General features: G+C 53.7%; 18 protein-coding genes and 2 pseudogenes. 6 read left to right on the forward strand and 14 right to left on the reverse strand.

Annotated elements, in window-relative coordinates; all coding sequences use genetic code 11:
- Positions 1-18 precede the first annotated feature (18 nt).
- The 3 genes and pseudogenes from sadA to ACQ29O_RS00730 form a co-directional block, all read right to left on the reverse strand.
- A pseudogene (sadA, locus tag ACQ29O_RS00720) lies at positions 19-4,127 on the reverse strand (trimeric autotransporter adhesin SadA).
- Between the two features lie 43 nt (positions 4,128-4,170).
- Complete coding sequence (locus ACQ29O_RS00725) at positions 4,171-4,854, reverse strand: DUF3251 domain-containing protein (RefSeq protein ID WP_000549457.1); 684 nt, start codon at positions 4,852-4,854, stop codon at positions 4,171-4,173.
- Between the two features lie 487 nt (positions 4,855-5,341).
- Positions 5,342-5,704, reverse strand: coding sequence for a YibL family ribosome-associated protein (locus ACQ29O_RS00730; protein ID WP_000665687.1), 363 nt, complete (start codon positions 5,702-5,704; stop codon positions 5,342-5,344).
- A 290-nt stretch (positions 5,705-5,994) separates the two neighbouring features.
- Here ACQ29O_RS00730 and ACQ29O_RS00735 point away from each other — a divergent pair, with 290 nt between their 5' ends.
- Positions 5,995-6,204, forward strand: coding sequence for a hypothetical protein (locus tag ACQ29O_RS00735; protein ID WP_001062558.1), 210 nt, complete (start codon positions 5,995-5,997; stop codon positions 6,202-6,204).
- A 9-nt stretch (positions 6,205-6,213) separates the two neighbouring features.
- On the opposite strand, the gene mtlR is transcribed toward ACQ29O_RS00735, so the two are convergent.
- The 3 genes from mtlR to mtlA form a co-directional block, all read right to left on the reverse strand.
- A complete protein-coding gene (mtlR, locus tag ACQ29O_RS00740; protein WP_000193201.1) occupies positions 6,214-6,804 on the reverse strand; it encodes a mannitol operon repressor MtlR in 591 nt (196 codons plus the stop codon).
- Entirely contained in the window at positions 6,801-7,949 is a 1,149-nt protein-coding gene (gene mtlD, locus ACQ29O_RS00745; protein ID WP_000645377.1) for a mannitol-1-phosphate 5-dehydrogenase, read from the reverse strand. The genes mtlR and mtlD overlap by 4 nt, the downstream gene beginning before the upstream one ends.
- Positions 7,950-8,169: 220 nt before the next feature.
- Positions 8,170-10,086 (reverse strand): PTS mannitol transporter subunit IICBA, encoded by a 1,917-nt coding sequence (gene mtlA, locus ACQ29O_RS00750; protein WP_020937251.1) that lies wholly within the window; start codon positions 10,084-10,086, stop codon positions 8,170-8,172.
- A 475-nt stretch (positions 10,087-10,561) separates the two neighbouring features.
- On the opposite strand from mtlA, the gene ACQ29O_RS00755 reads away from it, so the two are divergent.
- From ACQ29O_RS00755 to selB, 3 genes are all read left to right on the forward strand, one after another.
- On the forward strand, positions 10,562-11,170 hold the full coding sequence (locus ACQ29O_RS00755) for a glutathione S-transferase (protein WP_000766681.1): 609 nt from the start codon (positions 10,562-10,564) through the stop codon (positions 11,168-11,170).
- Positions 11,171-11,268: 98 nt separating this feature from the next.
- On the forward strand, positions 11,269-12,660 hold the full coding sequence (gene selA, locus ACQ29O_RS00760; protein ID WP_000200193.1) for an L-seryl-tRNA(Sec) selenium transferase: 1,392 nt from the start codon (positions 11,269-11,271) through the stop codon (positions 12,658-12,660).
- Positions 12,657-14,507 (forward strand): selenocysteine-specific translation elongation factor, encoded by a 1,851-nt coding sequence (gene selB / locus ACQ29O_RS00765; protein ID WP_000582388.1) that lies wholly within the window; start codon positions 12,657-12,659, stop codon positions 14,505-14,507. Before selA ends, selB begins: the two co-directional genes overlap by 4 nt.
- 247 nt (positions 14,508-14,754) lie before the next feature.
- On the opposite strand, the gene ACQ29O_RS00770 is transcribed toward selB, so the two are convergent.
- Positions 14,755-15,636: an ROK family protein gene (locus ACQ29O_RS00770; protein WP_001188269.1), complete on the reverse strand. Its 882-nt coding sequence runs from the start codon at positions 15,634-15,636 to the stop codon at positions 14,755-14,757.
- A 168-nt stretch (positions 15,637-15,804) separates the two neighbouring features.
- On the opposite strand from ACQ29O_RS00770, the gene aldB reads away from it, so the two are divergent.
- Positions 15,805-17,343, forward strand: coding sequence for an aldehyde dehydrogenase AldB (aldB, locus tag ACQ29O_RS00775; protein WP_020937252.1), 1,539 nt, complete (start codon positions 15,805-15,807; stop codon positions 17,341-17,343).
- A gap of 117 nt (positions 17,344-17,460) precedes the next feature.
- On the opposite strand, the gene ACQ29O_RS00780 is transcribed toward aldB, so the two are convergent.
- A complete protein-coding gene (locus ACQ29O_RS00780) occupies positions 17,461-19,416 on the reverse strand; it encodes a glycoside hydrolase family 127 protein (RefSeq protein WP_001101503.1) in 1,956 nt (651 codons plus the stop codon).
- A gap of 263 nt (positions 19,417-19,679) precedes the next feature.
- Here ACQ29O_RS00780 and ACQ29O_RS00785 point away from each other — a divergent pair, with 263 nt between their 5' ends.
- Positions 19,680-20,495 carry an AraC family transcriptional regulator gene (locus tag ACQ29O_RS00785; protein WP_000891818.1) on the forward strand — a complete coding sequence of 272 codons (816 nt, stop codon included), beginning with the start codon at positions 19,680-19,682 and terminating at the stop codon, positions 20,493-20,495.
- Positions 20,496-20,655: 160 nt separating this feature from the next.
- Here ACQ29O_RS00785 and araD read toward each other — a convergent pair whose 3' ends face one another.
- From araD to yiaN, 6 genes and pseudogenes are all read right to left on the reverse strand, one after another.
- Entirely contained in the window at positions 20,656-21,351 is a 696-nt protein-coding gene (gene araD, locus ACQ29O_RS00790) for an L-ribulose-5-phosphate 4-epimerase (protein WP_000893174.1), read from the reverse strand.
- Positions 21,345-22,205, reverse strand: coding sequence for an L-ribulose-5-phosphate 3-epimerase (locus ACQ29O_RS00795; RefSeq protein ID WP_001244035.1), 861 nt, complete (start codon positions 22,203-22,205; stop codon positions 21,345-21,347). The genes araD and ACQ29O_RS00795 overlap by 7 nt, the downstream gene beginning before the upstream one ends.
- Complete coding sequence (gene ulaD / locus ACQ29O_RS00800; protein WP_000089527.1) at positions 22,198-22,860, reverse strand: 3-keto-L-gulonate-6-phosphate decarboxylase UlaD; 663 nt, start codon at positions 22,858-22,860, stop codon at positions 22,198-22,200. The genes ACQ29O_RS00795 and ulaD overlap by 8 nt, the downstream gene beginning before the upstream one ends.
- Positions 22,857-24,353: an FGGY-family carbohydrate kinase gene (locus ACQ29O_RS00805; protein ID WP_000074094.1), complete on the reverse strand. Its 1,497-nt coding sequence runs from the start codon at positions 24,351-24,353 to the stop codon at positions 22,857-22,859. Before ACQ29O_RS00805 ends, ulaD begins: the two co-directional genes overlap by 4 nt.
- A gap of 3 nt (positions 24,354-24,356) precedes the next feature.
- Positions 24,357-25,343: pseudogene (gene yiaO, locus ACQ29O_RS00810) on the reverse strand (2,3-diketo-L-gulonate TRAP transporter substrate-binding protein YiaO).
- Between the two features lie 11 nt (positions 25,344-25,354).
- Entirely contained in the window at positions 25,355-26,632 is a 1,278-nt protein-coding gene (gene yiaN / locus ACQ29O_RS00815; protein WP_000301822.1) for a 2,3-diketo-L-gulonate TRAP transporter large permease YiaN, read from the reverse strand.

Raw genomic sequence — 26,632 nt, forward strand, 5'->3', positions numbered from 1 at the left:
GGGAGTGTTGTTACTTCATTACCACTGGAAGCCCGCGCCAATGGCCGCAGAGTAATCGCCCTGGCTGTTGCTGGTTCCTTGCAATTTATACACCCAGCCCCCGCTTTCACTTACCATGGAGACACCAATGGCGACGGCACTTTCACCATTAAACGTACCGCCAGCAATCGAGGTCATGTTGGCGCCCGGGGCGTAGGCTTGTGGCAGACCGGCCATCGCCATCGCTGAAGCGATACCGCCGCTCATCTTGTTTTCTACTCCTTTGATTTTGCTGTTCATTTCCCCCATTTTCTGGTCGGTATAGGTGTTTGCTTCTTCGACGCTGCGTTTCAATTGCGCATAGTTAACCGCATCCGTATCATTCACCGCCGCTGAAACATTGCCGATCCGAGTGGTGCCGCCACTCCCGTCTCCCAGGTTGAGCACGCTATAGTTAACCGAGCCATCTGCATTGGTTTCATAACGCACGGAGCCTGCTTCTGAGGCTTTCAGTTGCGCCACATTAACCGCGTCAGTGTTGTTCACCCCTGCGGCAACGTTGGTAATACGGCGTTGTTGAGTAGAAGAGCCAACAGACACAGTATTAGCTTCATCTGCGACGGAATTTGTGCCTAACGCCACGCTGTTTTCAGCGGCAGCAATAGAGCCAGAGCCAATCGCGACGCTGTCCGCACCCTGGGCATTTGCATCTGCGCCATCGGTGTTGGTCTTGAAGTACTTGGTGCTACCGGTAGTGACGATATCGCCAATGCCGTTTTCGATATTGGTGACGCGGGTATCCAGATTCGATACCTGAGTATTCAGGTTAGTAATGCTCTGGGTATTCCTGGAAACCTGCGCGTCCGTTACTTTCAATTGACTCACGTTAACGGCATCGGTATCTGCCGAACCCGCCGCGACGTTAGTGATCTGACGTTGACCGTCTTCACTGCCGACAGAGAACTCACCGACAGAGTTCTGCGGTGTGTCCATGTTGTAGGCGGTGTAGTCAGTCTGTGCGCCGCGAGTGGTCTGAGAACCATTACCCATTGCAATACTGTTTGCATGATTGGCGCGTGCGTTAGAACCGATAGCAATACCGTTGATGGCATCAGCCATCACCAGTGTATTCAGACCAATACCAATACCTGCATCAGCATTGACGATGGTCTTCGCACCCATTGCCAGTGAGTCAGTTCCGACAGCCAGTGAATCTTCTTCCGTTGAGTTTGCGTGGTAGTACTTGGTCGGTGTAGTAGTGACCGCACCAATGGCATTTTGTAACTGACGAACTGTTACCGCATCTTGCGCTTCAGAGCCGTCAGCAACGTTGGTAATTTGACGATAGCTTTCTCCATCCGTCCCCAATGACAACGCGCCCAGCAACTCTCTGTCTGTTGTATTGTAGCCAATGACGACGCCATCGCTTGTTGCGCTCGTTTCTCGTATACCGGTTGTAATAGCGCGGTTAGAGGTGGAGCCACTGCCCAAAGCGATACTGCCCTCAATGCTGCTGCTGTTTTGGCCAAGAGCCAGACTGCCAGCGCCAGAGGCGACGGCGTCGTAACCTACTGCCGTTGCGCCGTTACCCGTTGCGTATGCATCCTGGCCTTCAAGCCCATTATCATTCGTACGGATGTATTTCACGCCGGTACCATTTTCCGTGATATAGGTTTCGCTGGTATCGCCGGCTAGTTGGCTAATAGATTCACTATACTGAGAAATCAGCATGTTAGTTTCATAGAGCTGAGAGCCATTAACAGCGTCAGTACTGTCACTGGCGATTTCACCTGCAGCCACATTGGTTATCTTATTGGTACCGCTGGTACCGTGGCTGGCGCTGAACGCGCCTTCTTCGTCATCCCAGCTCAGTGCATCGGTACCAAGATTGGTGATGGACGTATTGATATCCGCGATAGCAGAGGTGTTTTGATCCACCTTCTGGTTAGTTTCACACAACTGTGAGCCGTTTACCGCGTCTGTACTGTCCTCAGAAAGCGCCCCGGCGGCGACATTGGTTATTTTACTGGTGCTTCCACCGTGGTTTGCGCTGAAAGCGCCGATGTCTTCGTCCCATAACAGAGCGTTATCAGTGAGGCCGGTAATGGACGTATTAATGTCGGAGACAGAAGTATTCAGGTTCTCAATCGCGGTGCTGTTCTGAGTGATGTTAGTGGTATTGGCGGCGATATCGGTCGTGTTCTGATCCACTTTTTCATTGGTTTCGAACAGCTGCGATCCGTTAACGGCGTCGGTACTTTCTTCAGACAGCTCTCCGGCAGCAACGTTGGTGATTTTGTTTGTCGTACTACTTCCGTGGCTGGCAGAGAACGAACTCGTTGTCTCATTCCAGCTCAGGTTGTCAGAGCTAAGATTGGTGATGGACGTATTAATATCTGCGATAGCAGAGGTGTTTTGATCCACCCTCTGGTTGGTTTCATACAACTGGGAGCCGTTTACCGCGTCTGTACTGTCCGCGGCCAGGGTGCCCGCCGCCAGATTGGTGATCTTGCTGGCGCTTCCGCTACGGCTGGCGCTGAATGTGCCAGAGGCTGCATCCCATAACAGGGCATCATCGGTGAGCGTGGTGATGGAATCGCTCAGGTTGTTGATATTGGTGGTGTTGGTGGCAATATCAGTGGTGTTCTGATTGATGCTGTTGGTATTGGTGGTGATATCAGCGGTGTTCTGATCCACTTTCTCATTTGTATCAAACAACTGGGAGCCGTTAACGGCGTCGGTGCTGTCAGCGGCCAGGGTACCCGCCGCCAGATTGGTGATTTTGCTGTCGTTTCCGTTGTGCTTAGCGCTGAATGCGCCAGAGGCTGCATCCCAAAGCAGTGCATCATCGGTGAGCGTGGTGACGGAGTCGCTCAGACTGTTGATATTGGTGGTGTTGGTGGCGATATCAGTGGTGTTCTGATTGATGCTGGTCGTATTGGCGGCGATATCGGTTGTGTTCTGATTGATGCTGTCGGTATTGGCGGTGATATCAGCGGTGTTCTGGTTAATGCTGTCGGTATTGGCGGTGATATCAGCAGTGTTCTGATCCACTTTCTCGTTCGTATCAAACAACTGGGAGCCGTTAACGGCGTCGGTGCTGTCTGCGGCCAGGGTGCCTGCCGCCAGATTGGTGATTTTGCTGGCGTTTCCCGTGTGGCTAGCGCTAAAGGCGCTGGTGCTGTCATCCCACAACAGCGCGTCTTCGGCTAATCCTGCGACAGAGGCCTCTGTGTTAGTGATAGACGTGTTAAGTGCGCTTAATGCACTGCCTACGTTATTGTAGATGCCTGTGCCTACCTCGTAGAGGGGCGCATTCACTGTACCATCAGAATTAACGGAAGCCCCTCCGCCGAGTCGATCGGCGACGGATTGACTTAAAGAATAAATTTGCGCACCTGTAACGGCATCGGTACTGGTGGAATTGATGTCGCCTTTAGCAACGTAGGTGATCTGCCGCTGAGTGGTGCTGTTACCCACGGCGACGGAATTGTCTTCCTGGGCGATAGAGCCCGAGCCAAGGGCAACTGAGTTGGTGCCTACCGCTTTTGCGCCATTACCAAAAGCAGCGCTGTCGTCGCCGCTCGCAGTAGCTTGATAACCTAATGCGGAGGAAGTTGCTCCGCTCGCGACAGATTTATAACCTAACGCAACCGATTTTGCGCCGCTCGAATTGGCATACACACCCATTGCCATTGAATAACTTCCACTGGCTGAGGATGAGGCGCCCATTGCAATGGCCCGGTCACCGGCAGAAACCGATTTTACGCCAAGCGCTAACGAAGAGTCGCCGGTGGACTGGCTGTAGGAACCAATGGCGGTACTCCATTTCCCCATCGCGGAGGCTTTATAACCCATTGCGGCGCTTGCGCCATCAACGTTGGTGTAAGTATTGGCTGTGGCATCGGTACCAATTGCAATCCACCCTTTTCCTCCAGTCTGGGTACCCGTTGGAGTAACGCCGTCGCCTGTATCGTTTCCTGCGTTGGCCAGTGCATCCGCAGAAACCATAATGCTGCTAGGACCGATGAGTGCGGAAACCGCCAGCTTTCTGCGGCCGTTTTTTTGCCGCGGCTTTTTGCGGTTTCGCTGGTGACAACAAATGTTCCCGTAGCGGCATTCCAGAGGACTTTAAATATTCTATTCATGAATGAGTAATTTCCTTTTCTAAAATAATTGTATCAATGGCTATTATTTTTTTGGCTTCTTTTTTGTATCGTTAATAGGTTGTATGCTGTCGAATATGACATTCTCCATGTCAATACCTATTTTTAGATACTTAAGATTATTGGGCGATACGCCTTTTAATGTTAGCGTGACGTTTGTCCATGCTCCCGGTAAGAGTTCGATTGTCGAGTCCATTTTCGTGTTGAGCAGGAGTTGTTTCCAGCGAGGCAGATCTTTTGCCTCGGAAGGTTTTTTCGTACCCCATGTCATATTAAACGCAAGGTTTGATACCGGAATGCTGAGTAAGTTAACTAAATCAAGATGAATAACACTTCCATTATCTATTGGCTCAATAGATAGAATACGCCCGGCTAATCCGATATTGCCGTTGTTAATAATAAAATAGTGCGTTTGTGATGGGTCCAGTTCTGTATAGTCGAATAGCCGTTGTTTGCGTTCAACGCGGCCAACGACTTCGGTGACCTTTTTGGTTGTGTTGATAATCGTAGCTTGTTGTTTTTCTAACAGATTTATCTTTGCTTCTTGTTCTTTTTGTTGTTTTTCTAACAGGTTTATCTTTGTTTCTTGTTCTTTTTGTTGTTCTTTCATTTCTTCAACAAGGTGTTTATCTGCGAAGTAATCACAACCAGATAAAAAGAATGTGAATCCCAACGCAAGCAGGGGGATAAATTTTCCATTTTTGTGCATATGAAATATCCTTGTTAATAATTTATATAATATAAATAGTTAACCTGTTATTTATACAACTAGCTCATCATTCAGCGAGTATTGCCAATAACTCATTACCGTATGGTTAGAATGAAAACATTCGTCGCTTCTATAGAAGCGCGCAAAAACCCGACGTTATTTATCAATTGCTCATAGCAATGCTTTATAAAAATATAATTATAATGTTTATGTATGGGGATTTTTTTCAGGGATGATAATGTTATTTAATTTTGCGGGTCAATCATATTCTGCGGGGTATGAGAAAAGAGGATGAAAAAATTCATTTTATAAATACAAACAGGCACGATAGTGGGATTTTTCATCCTGAAAAAGCAGGGATTACCGTTAAAAATGAACTTGTATATAATCGGTGTAAATACTTCCATGAAAAATTCGGAATATAGCCCGATGCTCTCAAGACATCCTCCGTACAACGGGTGTCCTGAGAGCCTGGGATGCGGAAGGTTTAGAACTCGCTCTTCGCGAAACCTGTCATCTCTTTGAGCCCCATTTCCCGGCCCAGCGCCGTCATCGGGTGGACAACAATCAGGCCACGCACGCTTTTCTTCAACTTGCCCATGTCGGCCTGCTCTTTTTTAGTGATCGCGCGGCGAAACGGCAGGTTCATCAGCTTCTGCGCTTCTTTACTCAGTTTCTGGCTGTGTACTTCGCGCAGACGGATAATTTCTGCTTCCAGCGTCTCTTTTTCTTTTTCCAGCTCCGCGTATTTATCGGCGGATTCAACCAGAGAGAGACCTGCCTGCTGGTGGCGAATAGCGTCAAGACGATCGCTCAGGCGTTTAATTTCGTTTTTTTCAACTTCTTTCATGGGATAGCTTCTGATAGAAATGGGATAGATACCTTATAGTATGCGCGCAGTGAGTGATTCTTCACAACTCATGACGTAAAGATAATCAATTATGGCAAGTATTACACTGCTCATTATTTAATTATCTCGTTGAGAATAAAATCCTTTTTGTCGAAAGAAAAGATGAAGCGCCCTTTTGTCGGCAAGAAAAGCGATTAAGCACATTTTCCTCAATGACAACGCTAAATTGATCCTAAACTCAAATAAGCGACCGCGGGAGTCAGACGCGGGTCCCACATGGAGGATCTATCATGGCAAAAATAGGTGAGAACGTACCACTTCTTATTGATAAAGCCGTCGATTTTATGGCGTCCAGCCAGGCGTTCCGTGAATACCTGAATAAAACGCCGCCGCGTGATTATGTTCCTTCCGAGGTGCCGTCGGAGAGCGCGCCCATTTATTTGCAGCGTCTGGAATATTACCGGCGGCTGTACCGACCAAAAGAAGAAGAAAGAGGTTAACGGCGGGATTTACTTTTGAAAGGCCTTTTTTAAGCTGATTTTAGAAATCAGCTCGGTCAGAGAGAGGACCATCGTCGAACGCACCGCCTGCTGGTAGCGCTGAATTTGCATGGCGTATAGCGCCGCGTCGGACGTATCAAAATGCGGCGGCGGCGGTAGCGCCATGACGCAGTGCAGTTCGCCAAACGGCCCGAGGATTTCATCGTCGGTAAAGGCGTACTCATTGCCGTCGTGATTCAGCTCTTCGCGCAGCGCCATTAACAGCTCCGCATCTTCATATTCGGTGCGGCTGAGTACGCCCAGGCCATAGATAAGTTTCAGACGTACCGAAAGATCGCCCAGCGGCCCGTCGCCATCCAGCAACGGTTCCACAGCGTATTTCACGGCATAGTCGTCTTTGCGAAACACCTGGAGCACCAGAATATTCACCGCCTCGGTCAATAACTCGACGGCGGTAATCAGGAAGCTCCGTACGGTTTTGCCAGCATTCAGACGCTCAAGCACACGATTTTCAAAGGCCTGGGTTTGTTCCATTATTGCCTGCATATCTGACAATCTGTTATTTGGGCGCAGGCTAACCTGCGCCGGATTCTGCGTCATTTGGTCGCGTTATATGCGTTAACCGCCTCCGCCACCACATCGCTATTGGCATCCAGCCCGGAAATTTGCGCCAGCGCGGCCTGCGGGCCTTTTTCGGTAATCAGTGCCGCCAACTCTTGCGCCTGCGGATCTTCATCGCTACGGAAATGCATCGCCGCCGCGATCCCTTTGACCAGATTCACATGCGGCAGACCATATTCCAGGGTGCCAAGCAGCGGTTTGATCAGACGGTCGCCCGCGCTGAGTTTGCGTAGCGGCTGACGACCTACGCGTTCGACGTCATCTTTCAGATACGGGTTTTCAAAACGACCGAGGATTTTCTGAATGTATGCCGCATGTTTGTCGGCATCAAAACCGTAGCGTTTGATCAGCACCGCGCCGCTTTCTTCCATCGCGCCTTTCACCACCGCGCGAATACTCTCATCGAGAATAGCGTCGCGAATGGTTTGATGACCGGCTAATTTGCCGAGGTACGCGGTTATAGCATGACCTGTGTTCAGCGTGAAGAGTTTACGTTCGACAAATGCCATCAGGTTATCCGTTAACTCCATCCCCGGGATGTTTGGCAACGCGCCTTTAAACTGGGTTTTATCGACGATCCACTCGCTGAAGGTTTCTACCGTCACTTCCAGCGGGTCATGGGTAGCAGAAGCAGATGGCGGCACGATGCGGTCAACGGCGGAATCGACAAAACCGACGTGCTGTTCAACCCAGGCTTTATCGCCATCCGCCAGCGCATTCATTACGTGGCCTTTCAGCTGTGTGGTGCCGCGCACCATGTTTTCACAGGCGATGATATTCAGCGGGGCATCCACGCCCTGCGCCTTACGTTTTGCCAGCCCTTTAGCGATGGCCGGAGCGATACGCTCAAGCACAACCGGACCCACGGCAGTAGTGATTAAATCAACGTGGGCAATCAGGTCGACAACATCATCGCCGATGCTGCTGACAGCGTTGACGCCGGAAACGGTATCCACCTGCTCATTTTCACCCACAACATGAACCTGATAGCTATGACGGGCATTCAGGGCATCGAGTACGACCTGATTTACATCCGCAAACGTCAGTTGTATCCCCGCGTCAGCCAGCAGTTTGCCGATAAAGCCACGACCGATATTACCTGCGCCAAAATGTAATGCTTTCATAGTATTAACCTTCATTAATGTTTTTACCCGAGAGGGCTGGGGCGAGGCTTTTCCCTCAACCTAACCCTCTCCACAAGGGAGAGGATATCGCCTTCATATTTCGAACTGCAGATGCGTTGGCTCTCCTCGCTCACCCCAGTCACGTACTTATGTACGCTCCTGGGGATTCACTGCGTTGCCGCCTTCCTGCAGCTCGAACTATTTTGGGGATACTTAACTGTTAAGCTTTTTTACCTGCCAGCAGTTCCAGCACTTCATCCACGCTGGTGGTGTGCGCCAGACGTTCGATCACGGATTCATCATCCAGCGCGTTGGTCAGGCTGGTGATGACCTGGATGTGCTCATTGTTACGTGCGGCGATACCAATGACCAGACGGGCAATATCGTCTTCTTCTTCACCGAAGCGTACGCCTTCCGGATACTGGCAGAACACCACGCCGGTTTTCAGCACGCGGTCTTTCGCTTCTACCGTACCGTGCGGAACTGCGATGGATTCACCGAGGTAAGTCGGTGTCAGCTTTTCGCGGTCCAGCATCGCCTCGACGTATTCCGGCTCAACATAGCCGCCTTTCATCAGTTGTTCACCGGCAAAGCGAATCGCCTCTTCTTTGTTAGCGGCTTTACGGCCCAGGAAGATATTCTCCGCACCCAGTTTGAACAGGTTGTTATCACCCTCCTCAAAGCTGTCTTTCAGATGATCGCGTACTTTCTCTTCATTAGTATTGTGGCGCTGTGCGGCAACCAGACGTTCGGTCAGGCTGGTGTACAGGCCGCTATCCAGGAAGTTGGTCAGCGAAATATGCTGCGCCTGCGGTACCTGACGCATCGCGCGCTCGGTAAGGTCACGGTGAGTAATGACCAGATCCACATCCGGCGGCAGATTGTTAATGGCGCTGTTGGTGACGGAGATCTGGCTCAGGCCCGCATCCTGTACTTTCTTACGCAGTACCCCTGCGCCCATCGCGCTGGAACCCATACCGGCATCGCAAGCCACGATGATTTTACGCACATGGCTCAGGTTGTTGGTCACGTCGCCAGCCGCCAGCGGAGAGGCGCCTTTAGATTCCGCTTTCATGTCCTGCATACGACGGGTGGCCGCTTCAATGTCATCTTCTTCTTTCACTTTGCTGGTTTTCAGCAGAATTGCAGAAACCACGAAGGAGACCGCCATTGCCGCCACGATGGCAGCGATGTTAGCGAAGTAAGCGCCTTTTGGCGTCATCGCCAGTACGGCCAGAATGGAGCCAGGAGAAGCCGGAGAAACCAGACCGCCGTTCAGGATGGTCAGGGTGAATACGCCAGTCATACCGCCGAGAATCACCGCCAGAATCAGGCGTGGGTTCATCAGCACGTACGGGAAGTAGATCTCATGGATACCGCCCAGGAAGTGGATAATTGCCGCGCCGCCCGCAGACTGTTTAGCGCTGCCGCGACCGAAGAACATGTACGCCAGCAGGACGCCCATCCCTGGACCCGGGTTAGCTTCAATCAGGAAGAAGATGGATTTACCCATCTCATGGGACTGCTGGATACCCAGCGGTGAGAAGATGCCGTGGTTAATCGCGTTATTGAGGAACAGGATTTTCGCCGGTTCAACAAAAATGGACGCCAGCGGCAGCATATCGTGCGCCACCATGAAGTTAACGCCCGCCGCCAGAATTTTGGACAGGACTTCAACCGCCGGACCAATACCGAGGAACGCCAGGATGGCGAGGATCATACCGATGATGCCAGCGGAGAAGTTGTTCACCAGCATCTCAAAACCGGATTTGATCTTACCGTCTACCCAACTGTCGAATTTCTTAATGCAGTAGCCGCCTAATGGACCGGCGATCATCGAGCCGAGGAACATCGGCATATCCGCGCCGACAATAACGCCCATGGTAGTGATAGCGCCCACCACGCCGCCGCGTTCGCCGCCAACCAGACGACCGCCGGTATAACCGATGAGCAGCGGCAGCAGGTAGGTGATCATCGGACCAACCAGTTTCGCCAGCGTTTCGTTAGGCAACCACCCTGTTGGAATAAATAATGCGGTGATAATACCCCACGCGATAAACGCGCCGATATTAGGCATCACCATATTGCTGAGGAATCGACCAAAGCTTTGCACTTTGATCTTAATATCGGATGACATAAAAACACCCCTTCTTATGTTGCTGTCGCGCAGGCTGAAAGCCCGAGGTTTGTTAATGTAGCGGCAGAGGTAGCCGGACCCTGTAGTGTAGATACTGCGCAATCTGGCACTGAATCGTTCAACTGTCCAGACAGGGACAATTTATGTGATTTGTGTCACATAAATATAGGGGGTAGAGAGGTAATTGATGTGATATTGATCACAAATTGGCTGTGTAAAAAAACAACGAATCTAATTTTTAGCCCTTAAAAGACCATTTTATGTGAGATATTTCACATTTTTATTTTGGTGCTTTGTTGAATTTTTGTGATCCTCTTCACAAGAAATTTTAAGCCCGGGTAACGTCAATACGATCCGGCAAACATTTTGTCGCGAGCCCTCTCACGTTATGTCATTCAGCAACCTCCTTTTGTGTCTCTTTTCGTCTTATTTGAGCCATACTATGATTTTTACTGGTTGGCAAAAAGGACACGGCATGAAACTCATCGGTAGCTACACCAGCCCTTTTGTGCGCAAAATCTCTGTTCTGCTGCTCGAAAAAGGCATTACCTTCGAATTTATTAATGAACTACCCTACGAGGCGGATAACGGCGTGGCGCAATACAACCCTCTGGGTAAGGTGCCAGCGCTGGTGACGGAGAAAGGGGAGTACTGGTTCGATTCGCCGATCATCGCGGAATATATTGAGCTGCTGGATATCGCGCCAGCGATGCTCCCGCGTGACCCGATGGCAGCGCTTAAAGTTCGCCAGCTTGAAGCGTTGGCTGACGGCATTATGGATGCAGCGTTGGTTTCTGTACGCGAACAGGCGCGCCCGGCGGCGCAACAATCGGAAACGGAACTGTTGCGCCAGCGGGAAAAAATCAACCGCAGCCTGGATATGCTCGAAAGTTATCTGAGCGACGGGACGCTAAAAACGGATACGGTCAATCTGGCGACTATCGCGATTGCCTGTGCGGTAGGCTATCTCAACTTCCGCCGGGTCGCGCCTGGCTGGTGTGTTAGCCGCCCCCACCTGGTCAAACTGGTCGAAACGCTTTTTCAACGCGAAAGCTTTGCCCGCACCGAAGCGCCAAAGGCTTGACGCGCATTATGTCCGCCTGAGCAAACTCACGTTACAATCCCCCTTATGTCGATATCCCTCTCCCACCAGGAGAGGGCCACCAACAGCCAGGCATTTTCATGACAAGCGAAACGCGTACACTCTACAGCCAGCTTCCTGCTATCGATCGTTTATTGCACGATAGCGCCTTTCTTTCTCTGCGCGATCGGTATGGCCATACCCAGGTGGTTGATCTGCTTAGGCGGATGCTTGACGACGCGCGCGACGTCATCCGGAATACGCAAACGCTTCCCGACTGGTACGCAGACTGGGCGCAAGAGGCAAAACTCCGGCTGGAAAATGCGGCGCAAAGCGCGCTGCGCCCGGTGATTAACCTGACGGGGACGGTGTTGCACACCAATCTTGGCCGCGCATTGCAGGCGCAAGAAGCGGTTGAGGCGGTAACGCAGGCGATGCGCGCGCCGGTGACGCTGGAATACGATTTAGATGGCGCCGGGCGGGGGCATCGCGACCGGGCGCTGGCGACGCTGTTATGCCGAATCACCGGGGCGGAGGACGCCTGTATCGTCAATAACAATGCGGCGGCGGTATTGCTGATGTTGGCGGCGACCGCCAGCGGCAAAGAGGTGGTAGTTTCGCGTGGCGAGCTGGTCGAAATCGGCGGCGCGTTTCGTATTCCGGATGTTATGCGCCAGGCGGGCTGTACGCTGCATGAAGTGGGCACCACCAACCGGACGCATGCGAAAGATTACCGTCAGGCGGTAAATGAAAATACCGGGCTGTTGATGAAGGTGCATACCAGTAATTACAGCATTGAGGGCTTTACCAAAACGGTAGAGGAAGCGGAACTGGCGGAAATCGGGCGAGAGCTGGATATTCCGGTGGTGGCGGATCTGGGCAGCGGTTCGCTGGTGGATTTAAGTCAATATGGCTTACCCAAAGAGCCGATGCCGCAGCAGCTCATTGCCGCAGGCGTCAGCCTGGTAAGCTTCTCCGGCGATAAGTTGCTGGGCGGGCCGCAGGCCGGGATTATCGTCGGCAAAAAAGCGATGATTGCCCAACTGCAAAGCCATCCGCTGAAGCGCGCTCTGCGCGCTGATAAAATGACGCTGGCGGCGCTGGAGGCAACGTTACGTCTGTATCTGCACCCGGAAGCGTTGGCGGAGAAATTACCCACCCTGCGTCTGTTAACTCGCAGTGAAGCGTCGATTCGCGAACAAGCGCAGCGGTTACAGGCGCGGCTGGCGGCACGTTACGGCGATGAATTTGCGCTGGAGGTTAAACCCTGCCTGTCGCAAATCGGCAGCGGTTCATTACCGGTAGACCGCCTTCCCAGCGCCGCCATGACCTTTACCCCGCACGACGGGCGCGGTAGTCGGCTGGAGGCGCTGGCGGCCCGCTGGCGCATGCTGCCTGTACCGGTCATTGGCCGAATTTATGATGGCCGTTTATGGCTGGATATGCGCTGTCTTGAAGACGAAAGCCGGTTTATGGAGATGATGCTGAAATGATTATTGCAACTGCCGGACACGTAGACCACGGTAAAACGACGTTGCTCCAGGCGATTACCGGGGTCAATGCCGATCGCCTGCCGGAAGAGAAAAAACGCGGGATGACTATCGATCTGGGCTACGCCTATTGGCCGCAGCCGGATGGTCGTGTGCTGGGCTTTATCGATGTGCCTGGGCATGAAAAATTCCTCTCTAACATGCTGGCGGGCGTAGGCGGTATCGATCACGCTTTGCTGGTGGTCGCCTGTGATGACGGCGTCATGGCGCAAACGCGCGAGCATTTACAGATCCTACAACTGACGGGTAATCTCCAGCTCACCGTCGCGCTGACCAAAGCCGATCGCGTGGACGAGGCGCGTATCGGTGAAGTACGTGAAGAGGTGCTGGCGGCGCTCGACAACTATGGCTTCGCCGATACCGTTTTATTTGTCACCGCCGCCAATGAAGGACGCGGTATTGCAGAACTTCGCGCTCATTTACAGCAGCTTCCTGCACGTTTACACGCCGCGCAGCATCGCTTCCGTCTGGCTATCGACCGTGCGTTTACGGTGAAAGGGGCGGGACTGGTGGTGACCGGAACGGCGTTGAGCGGAGAGGTAAACGTGGGCGATACGCTATGGTTGACCGGCGTTAATACGCCGATGCGCGTACGAAGTCTACACGCGCAAAATCAGCCCACCGACCATGCGTATGCCGGGCAACGTATTGCGCTCAATATTGCGGGCGATGCGGAGAAGGAGCAGCTTAACCGCGGCGACTGGCTGCTTTCCGATGCGCCGGTGGGGGAAGCTTTTTCCCGGGTGATCGTTTCTCTGGCGCTTCATGCGCCGCTTTCCCAATGGCAACCGCTACATATTCACCATGCCGCCAGCCATGTGACCGGTCGCGTCTCTTTGCTGGAAGGCGGGCTGGCCGAGCTGATCTTTGATACGCCGTTGTGGCTGGCCGATAATGACAGACTGGTGCTGCGTGATATTTCCGCACGCGCCACCCTTGCCGGCGCACGCGTGGTGACGCTTAAGGCGCCGCGTCGCGGTAAACGTAAGCCAGATTATTTGCACTGGCTTTCAACGCTTGCCGCTGCGCAGGACGATAGCGCGGCGTTGGCCATTCATCTGGAACGCGGCGCCGTCAACCTGCCGGATTTCGGTTGGGCGCGTCAGCTTAATCCTGTCGGTATGCGTCAGCTTATTGAGCAACATGGTTTTATCCAGGCCGGAGACAATCTGTTAAGCGTGCCCGTCGCCGCCCGCTGGCAGCGTAAGATTCTTGATACGCTGGCGACCTACCACGAACAGCACCGCGATGAACCGGGGCCGGGACGCGAGCGTTTACGCCGCATGGCCCTGCCGATGGAGGATGAAGCGCTGGTTCTGATGCTGATCGAGCGGATGCGCGACGACGGCCTGATTCATAGCCATCACGGTTGGTTGCATCTGCCGGATCATAAAGCAGGATTTAGCGATGAGCAGCAGGCCGTCTGGCAAAAAGTCGAACCGCTATTTGGCGATGAGCCCTGGTGGGTACGCGATCTGGCGAAAGAGACCGGAACGGAAGAACAATTGATGCGGCTGGTGCTGCGGCAGGCGGCACAGCAAGGCATCATTACCGCGATCGTAAAAGATCGGTACTATCGTAACGATCGGATTGTCGCTTTCGCCAATATGATCCGCGAGCTGGATCAAGAGAGAGGATCAACGTGTGCGGCGGATTTTCGCGACAGGCTGAATGTAGGGCGGAAACTGGCCATTCAGATCCTTGAATATTTTGACCGGATTGGGTTTACACGACGTCGTGGGAATGATCATTTATTACGTGATGCGTTATTATTTCCGCAAAAAGAATGAAATGGTTAAATTAAATAACAAATGAAGCAATACAATTATTGCGTTGCTTTTTATTTTTCTGGCTTCTTAAAATAGCCAGCGTGAACCTGTTATCAGAATAATTTTGCCCGTATTCTTTGCGCCTTATTCAGGCGACTCACGATGAGATTGTGGAACTTTATCGCACGGCGATGTAACGCCTTTGCCCGGTGGCGCGGACGCTTACCGGGCCTGCGTAGACGATGCAGGCCGGATAAGGCGTAACTCGTTAGCTTCGGGCGAGCTTTTGCTGCGCCAGCCAGACGGCGCCCAGCCTGCCCGCCTGATTTCCCAGTTGGCAGGGCTGAATCGGCACCTGGAGCGCCTCCCACATTTCAAACGTTTCAAGATGCCGCGTCAGGAGCGGGTAGAGCTTTTCCTGTTCGCTTATTCCTCCGCCGATCAGCACCACGCCCGGATCAAACATAGAGATCACGCTGTAAACGCCGCGTGAAAGATAACGCGCCCAGTCATTGACCGCCTCACGCAGATGAACATCGGTCGCCATTCGTTCGAAGATCACATCCGCAGGCGGCATCTCTTCGGCAGGCAGCGCCAGCGCCTGGCGGCACGACGCCATTAATCCGCTGGTTGACGCGATTTTATGCATACTTTCGCCATTATTCCCGACCGGCATGACGCCGAATTCACCGGCGTGAAAATGCGCGCCGCGATACAGTTCTCGTCCGACGATAATACCGCCGCCAATGCCGGTTCCAATGGTAATACAGACCAGATTGTCATAATGCTGCCCGGCACCTCGCCACATTTCGCCCAGCGCCGCACAGTTCGCGTCGTTCTCCACGACCAGCGGCAGATCGGTCAGCCCGCTGAACAACTCCATCAGGTTGACGTCATCCAGGTAAGCCAGCGCGCCCGCTTTTGCCGCATGGCCGTTATGGGGATTAATATGGCCGGGGAAACTAACCCCGATTGCCGCAATGTCATAGTCCTGTTGGCAACGCGCCACCACATCCTGCCATTTGCGGGTAAACGTGGAGGCGTCCTCTGGCGTATCGAATTGATGATGGGTTAATTCTTCGCCGTCACTGTTAATCACGCCATATTTGACGTGAGTTCCTCCCACATCAATACCGATATATTGCTGCATAGTGTTCTCCGTACGTTAAACAGGCACCTGTTTAGTATGGCTAAAACCAGACGGAGAAACGTAAAGGAAAGTAATTCGTGATTGCTGTCGTAAAGCGGGAAATCATTGGCGAAAAATTCACCAGCACCGTCTACCCTTGTGGAGTACCTTTACAATAAGGAGTTGGTCATGACGAACAATCCCCCTTCAACACGTATTCAGCCAGGTGAATACGGGTACCCACTGAAGTTAAAAGCCCGCTATGACAATTTTATTGGTGGTGACTGGGTTGCGCCCGCCGACGGCGAATATTATCAAAACCTGACGCCAGTGACCGGCCAGCCGCTATGTGAAGTCGCTTCCTCCGGTAAAAAAGATATCGATTTAGCGCTCGACGCCGCGCATAAGGCGAAAGATAAGTGGGCGCATACGTCAGTACAAGACCGTGCCGCTATCTTGTTTAAGATCGCCGATCTGATGGAACAAAACCTCGAACTGTTGGCGACAGCGGAAACCTGGGATAACGGTAAACCGATTCGTGAAACCAGCGCCGCCGACGTACCGCTGGCGATCGATCATTTCCGCTATTTCGCCTCCTGTATACGTGCGCAGGAGGGCGGGATCAGCGAAGTTGATAGCGAAACTGTGGCCTACCATTTTCACGAACCGCTTGGCGTCGTGGGACAGATAATCCCGTGGAACTTTCCGTTGTTGATGGCAAGCTGGAAAATGGCGCCAGCGCTGGCGGCGGGTAACTGCGTGGTGCTTAAACCGGCACGCCTGACGCCGCTTTCCGTTCTGCTGTTAATGGAAGTCATTGGCGATCTGTTACCGCCGGGCGTCGTCAACGTCGTGAACGGCGCGGGCGGCGAGATTGGCGAATATCTGGCGACCTCGAAACGTATCGCGAAGGTGGCGTTTACCGGTTCGACGGAAGTGGGTCAACAGATCATGCAGTACGCCACGCAGAATATTATTCCAGTGACGCTGGAGTTAGGCGGCAAGTCGCCCAATATCTTCTTCGCCGACGTGATGGATGAGGAAGATGCGTTCTTTGATAAAGCGCTGGAGGGATTTGCCCTGTTTGCCTTTAACCAGGGCGAGGTGTGTACCTGTCCAAGCCGTGCGCTGGTCCAGGAGTCCATCTATGAGCGCTTTATGGAGCGCGCTATTCGCCGGGTAGAGAGCATTCGCAGCGGGAACCCGCTAGATAGCGGTACACAGATGGGGGCGCAGGTCTCCCACGGCCAGCTTGAGACTATCCTCAATTATATCGATATCGGTAAAAAAGAGGGGGCCGATATTCTGACCGGTGGGCGACGCAAGGAGCTGGATGGCGAACTTAAAGAGGGCTATTACCTTGAGCCTACCATTCTGTTTGGTAAGAACAATATGCGCGTCTTTCAGGAGGAGATCTTTGGCCCGGTGCTGGCGGTAACCACCTTTAAAACCATGGAGGAGGCGCTGGAAATCGCTAACGATACCCAATACGGCCTGGGCGCTGGCGTCTGGAGCCGCAACGGCAATCTGGCCTATAAGATGGGGCGCGGCATTCAGGCCGGGCGCGTATGGACCAACTGCTATCACGCCTATCCGGCACATGCTGCGTTCGGCGGCTATAAGCAGTCGGGCATCGGGCGCGAAACGCATAAGATGATGCTGGAACACTACCAGCAAACCAAGTGCCTGCTGGTGAGCTATTCCGATAAGCCGCTGGGGCTGTTCTGACGCAAGAGGTAATGCCCGATGGCGCTGCGTTTATCGGGCCTACAAAAATTCATCGCAATATACTGATATTGCAAATCTTGTAGGCCGGATAAGGCGCAGTCGCCATCCGGCACAGTATTACCGCTCGTTAACCCAAATCCGCATTTCGCCCTCGCCACGATTGGCCCAGCTAAACCACGGAATGAACGTTAGCGTCTGCGGCTGGCGCGATGACGGCGCGTTATCGTAGTGCCACAACGCCTGATGCTGCGCATCTGGGGCGCTTTGCTTCTCGCCTTCAGCCTGAATCAGCATCTTATGCGCAAAAAGCCCTTTGCCCTCAAAGACCCGGAACTCACTCTCTTTCGGTAACCACAGATTATGCAGTTCTTCGCCGTTATCGGCCTGCTCAAGGCAATAGACCAGCGGCCCGCGCTGAATGGCGACCTTACCGGCGACGTGACGCGCCAGCGGATTGCCATACACGCGGCGAACCGGCATCGGCAGCGTCAGGGTTATCGTATCGCCCTCCTGCCAGGTCCGACGGATATGCAGATAACCTTTGCGAATATCCTGCTCCACTTCCAGCCCGTTGAGCGTCACTTTTGCCTCAGGGCACCAGTCCGGCAGACGTAGCGCCAGCGTGTGACGTACCGGCTGCACAGAGTCGATGGCGATCTTCACCTGCTCTTGCCACGGGTAGTTCCCGCCAATCCGCAGTTTGAGCGCGCCATTTCCAACCGGTATTTCCATGCTGTTACCCACGTACATATTGATGTACAGCGCATCCGCACGCGGCGTGTAGATGTAGTGACCAAGGGAGGTGAGCACGCGGGCGATATTCGGCGGGCAGCAGGCGCAGCCAAACCAGCGCTGGCGGATGGGCTTAACGTGATCGTAAATATGGTTGAATTTTAACGATTTTGGATGCACTTCCAGCGGGTTGACGTAGAAGAAATGCTTGCCATCCAGCGCCATACCGCCGAGGACGGTGTTGTACAGCGCGCGCTCCATCACGTCGGCGTACTGGCTATCGGCTTCCATTTCCAGCATCCGGCGGGCGAACATCATCAGGCCGATTGAAGCGCAGCTTTCCGCATAGACCGAATCATTCGGTAAATCGTAATCGCTGCTAAAGGCTTCGCCGCTGCTCTGCGAGCCAATCCCGCCGGTGATATACAGCTGACGCTGCGCCATATTTTTCCACAGGCGCAGGCAGTCCTGGCGTTTGCCTTCATCGTTGCTCAGGCGAGCGAGATGCGCCACGCCAGTCATCAGATAGACAAAACGTACCGCGTGGACAATGGCCGTCTGCTGCTGCGAAATTGGCAGATGCGCCTGGCTGTAGGCTTTGTCTTTGACCATCCACGCCGGGCCGTAGGTATGCCAGTACGAGGTCTGGCCGCGTTTTTCGTACTCTTCGTCGTAGAAGTGCGGTTGGACGCCGCGCTGCCCGATAAAGTAGCTTGCCAGCGCCATATAGCGCGGCTGCTCTGTTACCTCATACAGACGCATCAGCGCCAGCTCAATTTCCGGGTGGCCCGGATAGCCGTGTAGCTGATTTTCGCCAGGGCCGAAAGTGCTGTCGATATGATCGGCCAGGCGACAAACGACGTCTAGCAGCCGACGCTTGCCAGTGGCCTGAAAGAAGGCGACGCCCGCTTCAATCAGGTGCCCGGCGCAATAAAGCTCGTGGCACTCCGCCAGGTTGCTCCAGCGTTCTTGCGGGGCTTTTGCCGTAAAGTACGTATTGAGATAGCCATCGTCACACTGCGCGGCGGCCACCAGTTCAATCACCTCATCGGCGGTTTTCTCAAGCGCTGGATCGGGCTTCTGGCACAGTGACCAGGCAACCGCTTCCAGCCATTTCGCCACGTCGCTGTCCTGAAAGACCATGCCGTAAAAGTCGCCCGTCTGCTGGCCTGCGGCAATGCGGAAATTTTCAATGGCATGGCTGGGTTCAGCCTCTGGAATACGATCGTTTAACGCATCCCACTGGTAAGGAATAACCACATCGCGAACCAGTTGTTGATACTGTCCGAGGAACGGATCGCTGACCGTCAGTTTATGCAGATCGACTTCCAGTACGTTCATTTCGTGCTCCTTAAGGCTGTAGAGGTCATAGATATTCCTCGCTGACGGGGTATTTTATGGCAGTAATTTTTATTTTCGCGTTATGACCTGATTCATTTTGCCCAGATAGCGGTGAGCGACAAGGCGATAAAAGAGTAAAAAAAGATGACGATTCCGACCCGTATTTAAAAATGTGAGATGGATCGAGTGAAATGACTATTTTTAGTTAATAATCAAAAGCTAATATGAAATACGGTGCTGAATGAGCGGGAAATGACATATTAATGCTCGAATTATCCATGACATTACCGATTAAAGTCCAAAACGGCGGATTATTTATTTCTCGCGGCATTGGGCGTCATCCTGCCAGGCGTCTGCAATCGTGGGAAATTATATTTGTGGAAAAAGGCTGCCTGAAAATTCAGGAAGAAGAATGTGTTTTCTGTGTCGAAGCCGGGGAAAGCCTGTTGCTTTGGCCGCATCGCCGCCATATTGGCGTTGAGGAGTTTCCCGCCGATCTTAAATTTTACTGGCTCCATTTTGAGGTCAAAGCGCCGGACAGCAACCCGCGCTGGCTGACGCATCTTTCCGTGCCGCAGCATACCCAGGTTGCCGATCCGCAGGCGCTGATTGCGCTTTTTCGCCAGTTTATGAACGAGCAGGAAAAGCACCAGCGCAGCCCGGCGCTGGAGTTCATCGTGCTGCTGATTTTGCAGCAGCTCACCGTTGACGCCCGGCAGAATGAAAACGCCGAGGCCGCTGGCGTGTCGCTGGCCTGGAAAGTACAGCAGTTGATTCGAACGCACTATCACCTGCCGCTTTCCAGCTCGGTTCTGGCGAAAGAACTGCATTGCAATGTGGATTATCTGGGACGCGTTTATCGGCGGGTATTTCACCTTACGCTAACGGAAGCCATCCACCGCCAGCGGGTGCGCGAGGCGGAAAAGTTGCTGATTAGCGACGCGCGTTCGTTAAAAGAGGTGGCGGAACGGTGCGGTTTTAATGACGTTGGTTACTTTCGCCAGATCTTCCGCAAGCACACCGGCCTGACGCCTACCGCCTGGAAGCGGCGCTACAGTAAGGAACACGTTAATTCTTGAGTATAATCTTTGGCCCTCTGACAACGCGGTTGCAAACTGAATGCCCGATGGCGCTTTGCTTATCGGGCCTACAAGAGTTCATCACAACGTATTGATATTGCACATCTTGTAGGTCGGATAAGGCGCAGCCGCCATCCGACACAGGCTGTGACTGCCGGTATTACTGCCCGTAATAGGCATTCGCGCCATGTTTACGCAGATAGTGCTTATCGAGCAGTTCAGGCTGCATATCCGGCAGCTGGGGGGCCAGCTGGCGCGAGAACAGCCCCATATAGGCGCACTCCTCAAGCACCACGGCGTTGTGGACGGCATCGGCGGCATTTTTACCCCAGGCAAACGGGCCGTGTGAATGAACTAATACCGCCGGGATTTGCGCCGGATCCAGACCGCGCTCTTCAAAGGTTTTAATAATCACCTCGCCGGTCTGATACTCGTACTCGCCGTTAATCTCCTCAACGGTCATCAGTCGGGTACAGGGGATCGCGCCATAGAAATAGTCGGCGTGGGTGGTGCCCCAGGCGGGCAGATCGAGCCCGGCCTGCGACCAGATCGTCGCATGGCGGGAATGGGTATGCACGATCCCACCGATCTGCGGATAGCGGCGATAGAGCGCCAGATGGGTCGCGGTATCGGACGAGGGTTTTTTGTTGCCTTCAACGACCTTACCGCTGGCGATCTCTACCACCACCATATCGTCGGCGGTCATCACCTCATATTCGACGCCGGAAGGCTTAATGACCATCAGCTTGCGCGTCTCATCGACCGCGCTGACGTTGCCCCAGGTAAAGGTGACCAGCCCGTGCGCCGGGAGGGCCAGGTTGGCCGCCAGCACCTCGGCTTTCAGTTGCTCTAACATGTGAAACCTCCTTCCTGCATCCGTGATTCAATCCAGCGGCGGGCCTGGATAATTTCCAGCACCGGCTCACTGGCTTTCTCTGTCCACATCTCAATCAGAAATGAACCGCGATAATTCAGCTCATGCAGCGTTTTAAAAATGCCCACAAAATCAACGCATCCTTCGCCAAACGGCACGTCGCGGAACTGGCCGGGGCTATCGCCGGTCACAGGCAGCGTATCTTTCAGATGAATTGCGGCGATACGGTCGATACCCAGCTTCAGCTCGGCGGTCACGTCGTTCCCCCAGGCGCTGAGGTTGCCGACGTCTGGATAAACGGTGAACCACGGTGACGAAAGCATCTCGTCCCACTTTTTCCACTTGCTGATGGAGTTCATAAACGCGGTATCCATGATCTCCACCGCCAGCATCACCTGCGCCGCTGCGGCCTGTTCCACCGCCCACGCCAGCCCTTCGGCGAAACGTTGCTGGGTGCCTTCGTCGTGCTCTTCGTAATAGACGTCGTAACCTGCCAACTGGATGGTGCGGATACCGAGATCGCGCGCCAGGCGAATGGCTTTGGTCATGATTTCACGCGCCCGCTGGCGTACCGCTTCGTCGCGGCTGCCAAAAGGGAAGCGACGATGGGCGGAGAGGCACATCGACGGGATGGCGACGCCGCTTTCCAGCATCGCGTTCACCAGCGAAGCGCGTTGGGCCGAGGTCCACTCCAGGCGTGAGAGACGTTCGTCGGTTTCATCCACCGACATCTCAACAAAATCAAAACCGCAGCTTTTTGCCAGCACCAGCCGCTCTGGCCAACTGAGATCTTTCGCCAGTGCTTTCTCGTAAATACCTAATGGATGATTACGCATGCTTTTCTCCCCAAATGGCGTCAATTTGGGCGTGGAATTCGGCGGCGACCTGCGCCGGATGGGCGGCACCTGCCAGCGCGCGTCCGGCGATAAATGCCTTAACGTTAATGTCGCGGAACAGCGGCAGATCCGCTGGGGTAATGCCGCCGGTAATCGATAGTTCAAGGCCGATGTCGGACAACGCCTTCATGCGTGCCAGGTCCGCTTCTCCCCACTGTTGCCCGCTGGCCTGCGCATCGCGTCCGCGATGATAAATCGCCTGACGCACGCCGGTGCGATACCAGTCTCGGGCGTCGTCCAGCGTCCAGTTGCCGAACAGCTCCATTTGAATTTCACCGCCGCAGGATTGCGCGACGGCGTGGCCTTTCTCGACGGTCGCGAGCGGCGCGGCGCAGATGATAGTCATCCAGTTGGCGCCAGCGCCAAAAGCCTGCTGCGCCAGGGTTTCACCAGCATCGGCCACTTTCCAGTCGGCGACGATGATTTTTTCCGGGCACTGCGCTCGCAGGGCTTTCACCGCGCTAAGGCCTTCGGTTAAACAAAGGATGGTTCCGGCCTCAACGATATCGACATGATCCTGTAGCAGGGCGACATCGCGTTGGGCTGCTTCCAGACTGGTGTGGTCGAGCGCCAGTTGCAGTAATGGTCGGCTCATAATGCGTGCTCCTTAATACGGGCGTGATAGCCCTGTAGTGCTTCAATCAAATCCTGGTATTGGCGGTATTTGCGCTGGTAGAGGGCGTGCGCGGTCATGTCCGGCAGCAGCGTGCGCACCGGGTGCTGCAGGTCGCGTTGGGCCTCGCGGAAATCGCGATATACGCCGGTGCCGACGCGGGCAGCCAGCGCCGCGCCGAAGCAGCCGGTCTCCTCCACCTGCGGCAGCTCAATGCGTAAACCGCTGACGTCCGCCAGCATCTGCATCCAGACGTCGGAGTGGGCCGGGCCGCCGGTAACGCGCAGGGCGCAAACGTCGGTAAAGCGTTCACGCATGCGGTTGAGGTGGGTCATATGGCTGAAGACCACGCCTTCATAAATCGCCTGCAGCAGGTGGGCGCGGGTGTGCAGCGCCTGCATGCCGTAAAAGCCGCAGGTCATCTCCAGTCCGGCATTGCTGCCGTAGAGAAACGGCAGAAAAAAGAGGTCGCTACCGGCTTTCGGCAGGCTGGCGACCGCCTGGTTGATCTCGTCAAAAGAGAGGTCGCCCCACTGGGCGGTAAACCATTCGAGGTTGCCGGAGGAGGTCGGGCTGGCTTCGTGAACGATATACTGCCCGTCATTGACGTTGCGGCCATAGACGTAAGGATGGGCCTCATGGTCGCTCAGGCCGTGAGCGATGCCGCTGGTGACGGCCCAGGTGCCCATCACCGCATTGAGCGTTGACTCATCCTCAATACCGGCGCAAAGGGCGGTGGAAACCACATCAAACAGGCCGCCGACGACGGGGGTGCCCGCCGCCAGACCGGTGATGGCGGCTGCCTGAGCGGTGATCTCCCCGCAGATTTCGGCTGAACCCACCACGGGGGGCAGCGCGCTGTCGATTTCACTGATGCCCAGCCACTCGGTCAGACGCGGGTCGTACTGGCCCGTCGCCATGTTGTAGAGGTTGGACTCGGAGATGTTGCTCTCCTCACAGCCTTTCACGCCGGTTAAGCACCAGCGCAGATAGTCATGCGTCATCATGACGCTGCCTATCTGCGCGTAGCGCTGCGGCTCATTCTCTTTTACCCAGCGTAAAAGGGAGACCGGATGCCCGGTCCACAGGGTTTGCCGAGTCAGCGGGTAGAGTTTTTGCGGAACCGCTTCTTTTTGCCAGCGCTGGACAATTTCCATGGCGCGACGGTCGGAAGAGAGTATCGCTTTACCTAATGGCCGATCGCTTTTATCTAACAGGAACAGGCCCTTACCCTGAGCGGAAATACCCAGACCGCGGATTTGTGAGCCGCTCACCCCCGTGTGCGTCAGCAGTTTGCTGATGACCGAGCCGCACTGTTGCCACAGTTCGGTCATATCGCGTTCAACCCAGCCTGGCTGCGGGCTTAAAGCGTGCAGCGGCAGGCGTTGCACCGCTACTTCCCGGCCTGCGCCATCGTACAACCCGGCTTTTAGCCAACTCCCACCACAATCTAACCCCAGCCAGTAGTTGCTCATGACTTATTGCACCTCGTCCACGGCTTTCAGGAGATCGGCGCCCTGCGGGTTGTCTTTCAGGAACATATCGCGCACCTGGCTGCCCAGCGCATCGCTGAAGGCTTTACGGTCGATATCGGTCAGGACTTCAACTCCGGCTTCTTTCATGCCATCGATAATTTTTTGCTGATCTTCGGCGACCAGTTTGCGCTGATAGTCACCCGCTTCTTTGGCGGAACTCAGCAGTGCCTCCTGGAACTGCGGGCTTAAAGCGTCGAATTTGGCTTTATTGATCACCAGCAGCAGAGGCGAATAGGCGTGATGAGTGAGGGAGAGGTATTTCTGTACCTCATAGAATTTCGCTGACCACACGACGTTGATAGGGTGTTCCTAGGCATCAATCGTACGGGTTTCGAGGCCGGTATAGACTTCGGAGAACGGCATCGGAATAGGGTTCGCGCCGAAGATTTTAAAGGCCGCGATATTCATTGGGCTGTTGTTAGTGCGGATTTTTAAGCCTTTCAAATCGCCCGGCGTTTTTACCGGCGCGCGGGAGTTGGTGACGTCGCGCCAGCCGTTTTCCCAGTAGGCCAGCACTTTTAACCCTTTTGAATCGAGTGATTTTTTCAGTTCATCGCCGACTTTGCCGTCGAGCGTTTTATGCGCATGCGCGGTATCGCGAAACAGGAAGGGGACATCAAGTAAGTTGAATACAGGGGCCAGGCCGGTGAAATTGTTCGAACCGGACATTTCCATATCAATAGTTCCGCCGCGCACCCCGCTGATCATTGCCTGGGCGTTACCTAATGTGCTGTCAGGAAAGAGTTTTAGCGTTAATTCGCCGTTAGTTTTTTCTTTTAATAATTCGTTAAATTTTTTCGCGGCAATATGTTGGGAGTCAGTTTGCGGTGTTTCATAACCAAAACGTAAAGATTGCGCCGCCAGAGACGACACGCTGAAAACCGTCAGACCAGCTATCAATAATGAACGAGCAATAACGTGTAATTTCATAATATTATCCTTTAATTAATCCATTTAAGCGGTGTGATAATTAGCTCGGGAATAAAAATAAATAAAACCAGCAGCGACATCAGTACGACAACGTAAGGGAATACGCCTCTTACCGCGTCATCAAATTTCAATTTTGCTACCCCGGAAATAACGTTGAGGACGTTGCCAACGGGCGGTGTGATTAATCCAATAGAGCAGTTAATAATGAACATGACGCCGAAATAAATCGGGTCAATATTGGCTTCTTTAACTAATGGCAATAATACAGGGGTAAGAATTAACACCGTTGGCGTTAAATCCATCACCATACCGACGACCATAATTGAGATCATAATGACGATAAATAAGAGTCGCGGAGAGTCGACCAGCGGCTGCAGCAAATCTGACACCATCATGGGTAATTCCGCGATCGTAATCAGCCAGGCGGATACCTGGGCCGCGGCCACCAGAAACATGACGACTGACGTCGTTTTGGCGGCATTGACCAGCACGTGGTAGAGACTGGAAAACGTTAATTCCCGATAGATAACAACGGCGACAAAGAGGGCGTAAAACGCGGCAACCGCCCCTGCCTCCGTTGGCGTGAAAAGTCCGGAACGGAAGCCGCCGATAATAATCACCGGTAAAAACAGCGCCCAGATACCTGAAACCAATGATTGCCAGATTTCACGCGGTGTTGCTTTAGGCTGAGAAGGGAGATTTAATCGCCCGGCCTGCCACCACCAGGTGAGCATAAGCGCCGCGCCCATCATGATGCCCGGTGCGATCCCGGCCATAAACAGCTTGCTGATCGACAAGCCGCTGGAAACGCCGAAGATAATAAAAGGAATCGAGGGTGGAATAATTGGCGCAATGATCCCGCCGGAAGCGATTAACCCAACGGAGCGGTTGATCGGGTAGTTTGCGGAGCGCATCATCGGCACCAGCAGCGCGGCGACCGCAGCGGTATCTGCTACCGCAGAGCCGGAAAGGCTGGCCATAATCATTGCCGCAATAACGCCCACGTAGCCCAGGCCGCCGGGTTTATGGCCGACCAGCTTCATCGGCAGGTCGACAATTCGCTTTGACAGGCCGCCCGCGTTCATGATTTCACCGGCCAAAACAAAAAAGGGAATAGCCAGCAGGGAGAAACTGTCCGCGCCGTTAACCAGGGTTTGCGCCATAATCTGCACGTCAAACATATCCAGGTATGCCATCAGAGCAGCGCCGCAAAGCAGCAGCGACCAGGCGATGGGTAAACCTATCGCGATCCCGCCGAGCAGGCAGCAGAGAAATATCACCACGGCCAT

Origin of the sequence: Salmonella sp. GDC200615 (assembly GCF_050574145.1) — a bacterium.
GTDB classification, from domain to species: domain Bacteria; phylum Pseudomonadota; class Gammaproteobacteria; order Enterobacterales; family Enterobacteriaceae; genus Salmonella; species Salmonella enterica.

Coding starts and splice junctions, on each gene's coding strand:
- mtlD (WP_000645377.1), bottom strand. CDS start 7,949: ATGAAAGCATTACATTTTGGCGCAGGTAATATCGGTCGTGGCTTTATC.
- ACQ29O_RS00730 (WP_000665687.1), bottom strand. CDS start 5,704: ATGAAAGAAGTTGAAAAAAACGAAATTAAACGCCTGAGCGATCGTCTT.
- aldB (WP_020937252.1), top strand. CDS start 15,805: ATGACGAACAATCCCCCTTCAACACGTATTCAGCCAGGTGAATACGGG.
- ACQ29O_RS00785 (WP_000891818.1), top strand. CDS start 19,680: ATGCTCGAATTATCCATGACATTACCGATTAAAGTCCAAAACGGCGGA.
- ACQ29O_RS00770 (WP_001188269.1), bottom strand. CDS start 15,636: ATGCAGCAATATATCGGTATTGATGTGGGAGGAACTCACGTCAAATAT.
- ACQ29O_RS00735 (WP_001062558.1), top strand. CDS start 5,995: ATGGCAAAAATAGGTGAGAACGTACCACTTCTTATTGATAAAGCCGTC.
- selB (WP_000582388.1), top strand. CDS start 12,657: ATGATTATTGCAACTGCCGGACACGTAGACCACGGTAAAACGACGTTG.
- mtlA (WP_020937251.1), bottom strand. CDS start 10,086: ATGTCATCCGATATTAAGATCAAAGTGCAAAGCTTTGGTCGATTCCTC.
- ACQ29O_RS00780 (WP_001101503.1), bottom strand. CDS start 19,416: ATGAACGTACTGGAAGTCGATCTGCATAAACTGACGGTCAGCGATCCG.
- ACQ29O_RS00805 (WP_000074094.1), bottom strand. CDS start 24,353: ATGAGCAACTACTGGCTGGGGTTAGATTGTGGTGGGAGTTGGCTAAAA.
- selA (WP_000200193.1), top strand. CDS start 11,269: ATGACAAGCGAAACGCGTACACTCTACAGCCAGCTTCCTGCTATCGAT.
- ACQ29O_RS00755 (WP_000766681.1), top strand. CDS start 10,562: ATGAAACTCATCGGTAGCTACACCAGCCCTTTTGTGCGCAAAATCTCT.
- ACQ29O_RS00795 (WP_001244035.1), bottom strand. CDS start 22,205: ATGCGTAATCATCCATTAGGTATTTACGAGAAAGCACTGGCGAAAGAT.
- araD (WP_000893174.1), bottom strand. CDS start 21,351: ATGTTAGAGCAACTGAAAGCCGAGGTGCTGGCGGCCAACCTGGCCCTC.
- mtlR (WP_000193201.1), bottom strand. CDS start 6,804: ATGACGCAGAATCCGGCGCAGGTTAGCCTGCGCCCAAATAACAGATTG.
- yiaN (WP_000301822.1), bottom strand. CDS start 26,632: ATGGCCGTGGTGATATTTCTCTGCTGCCTGCTCGGCGGGATCGCGATA.
- ACQ29O_RS00725 (WP_000549457.1), bottom strand. CDS start 4,854: ATGCACAAAAATGGAAAATTTATCCCCCTGCTTGCGTTGGGATTCACA.
- ulaD (WP_000089527.1), bottom strand. CDS start 22,860: ATGAGCCGACCATTACTGCAACTGGCGCTCGACCACACCAGTCTGGAA.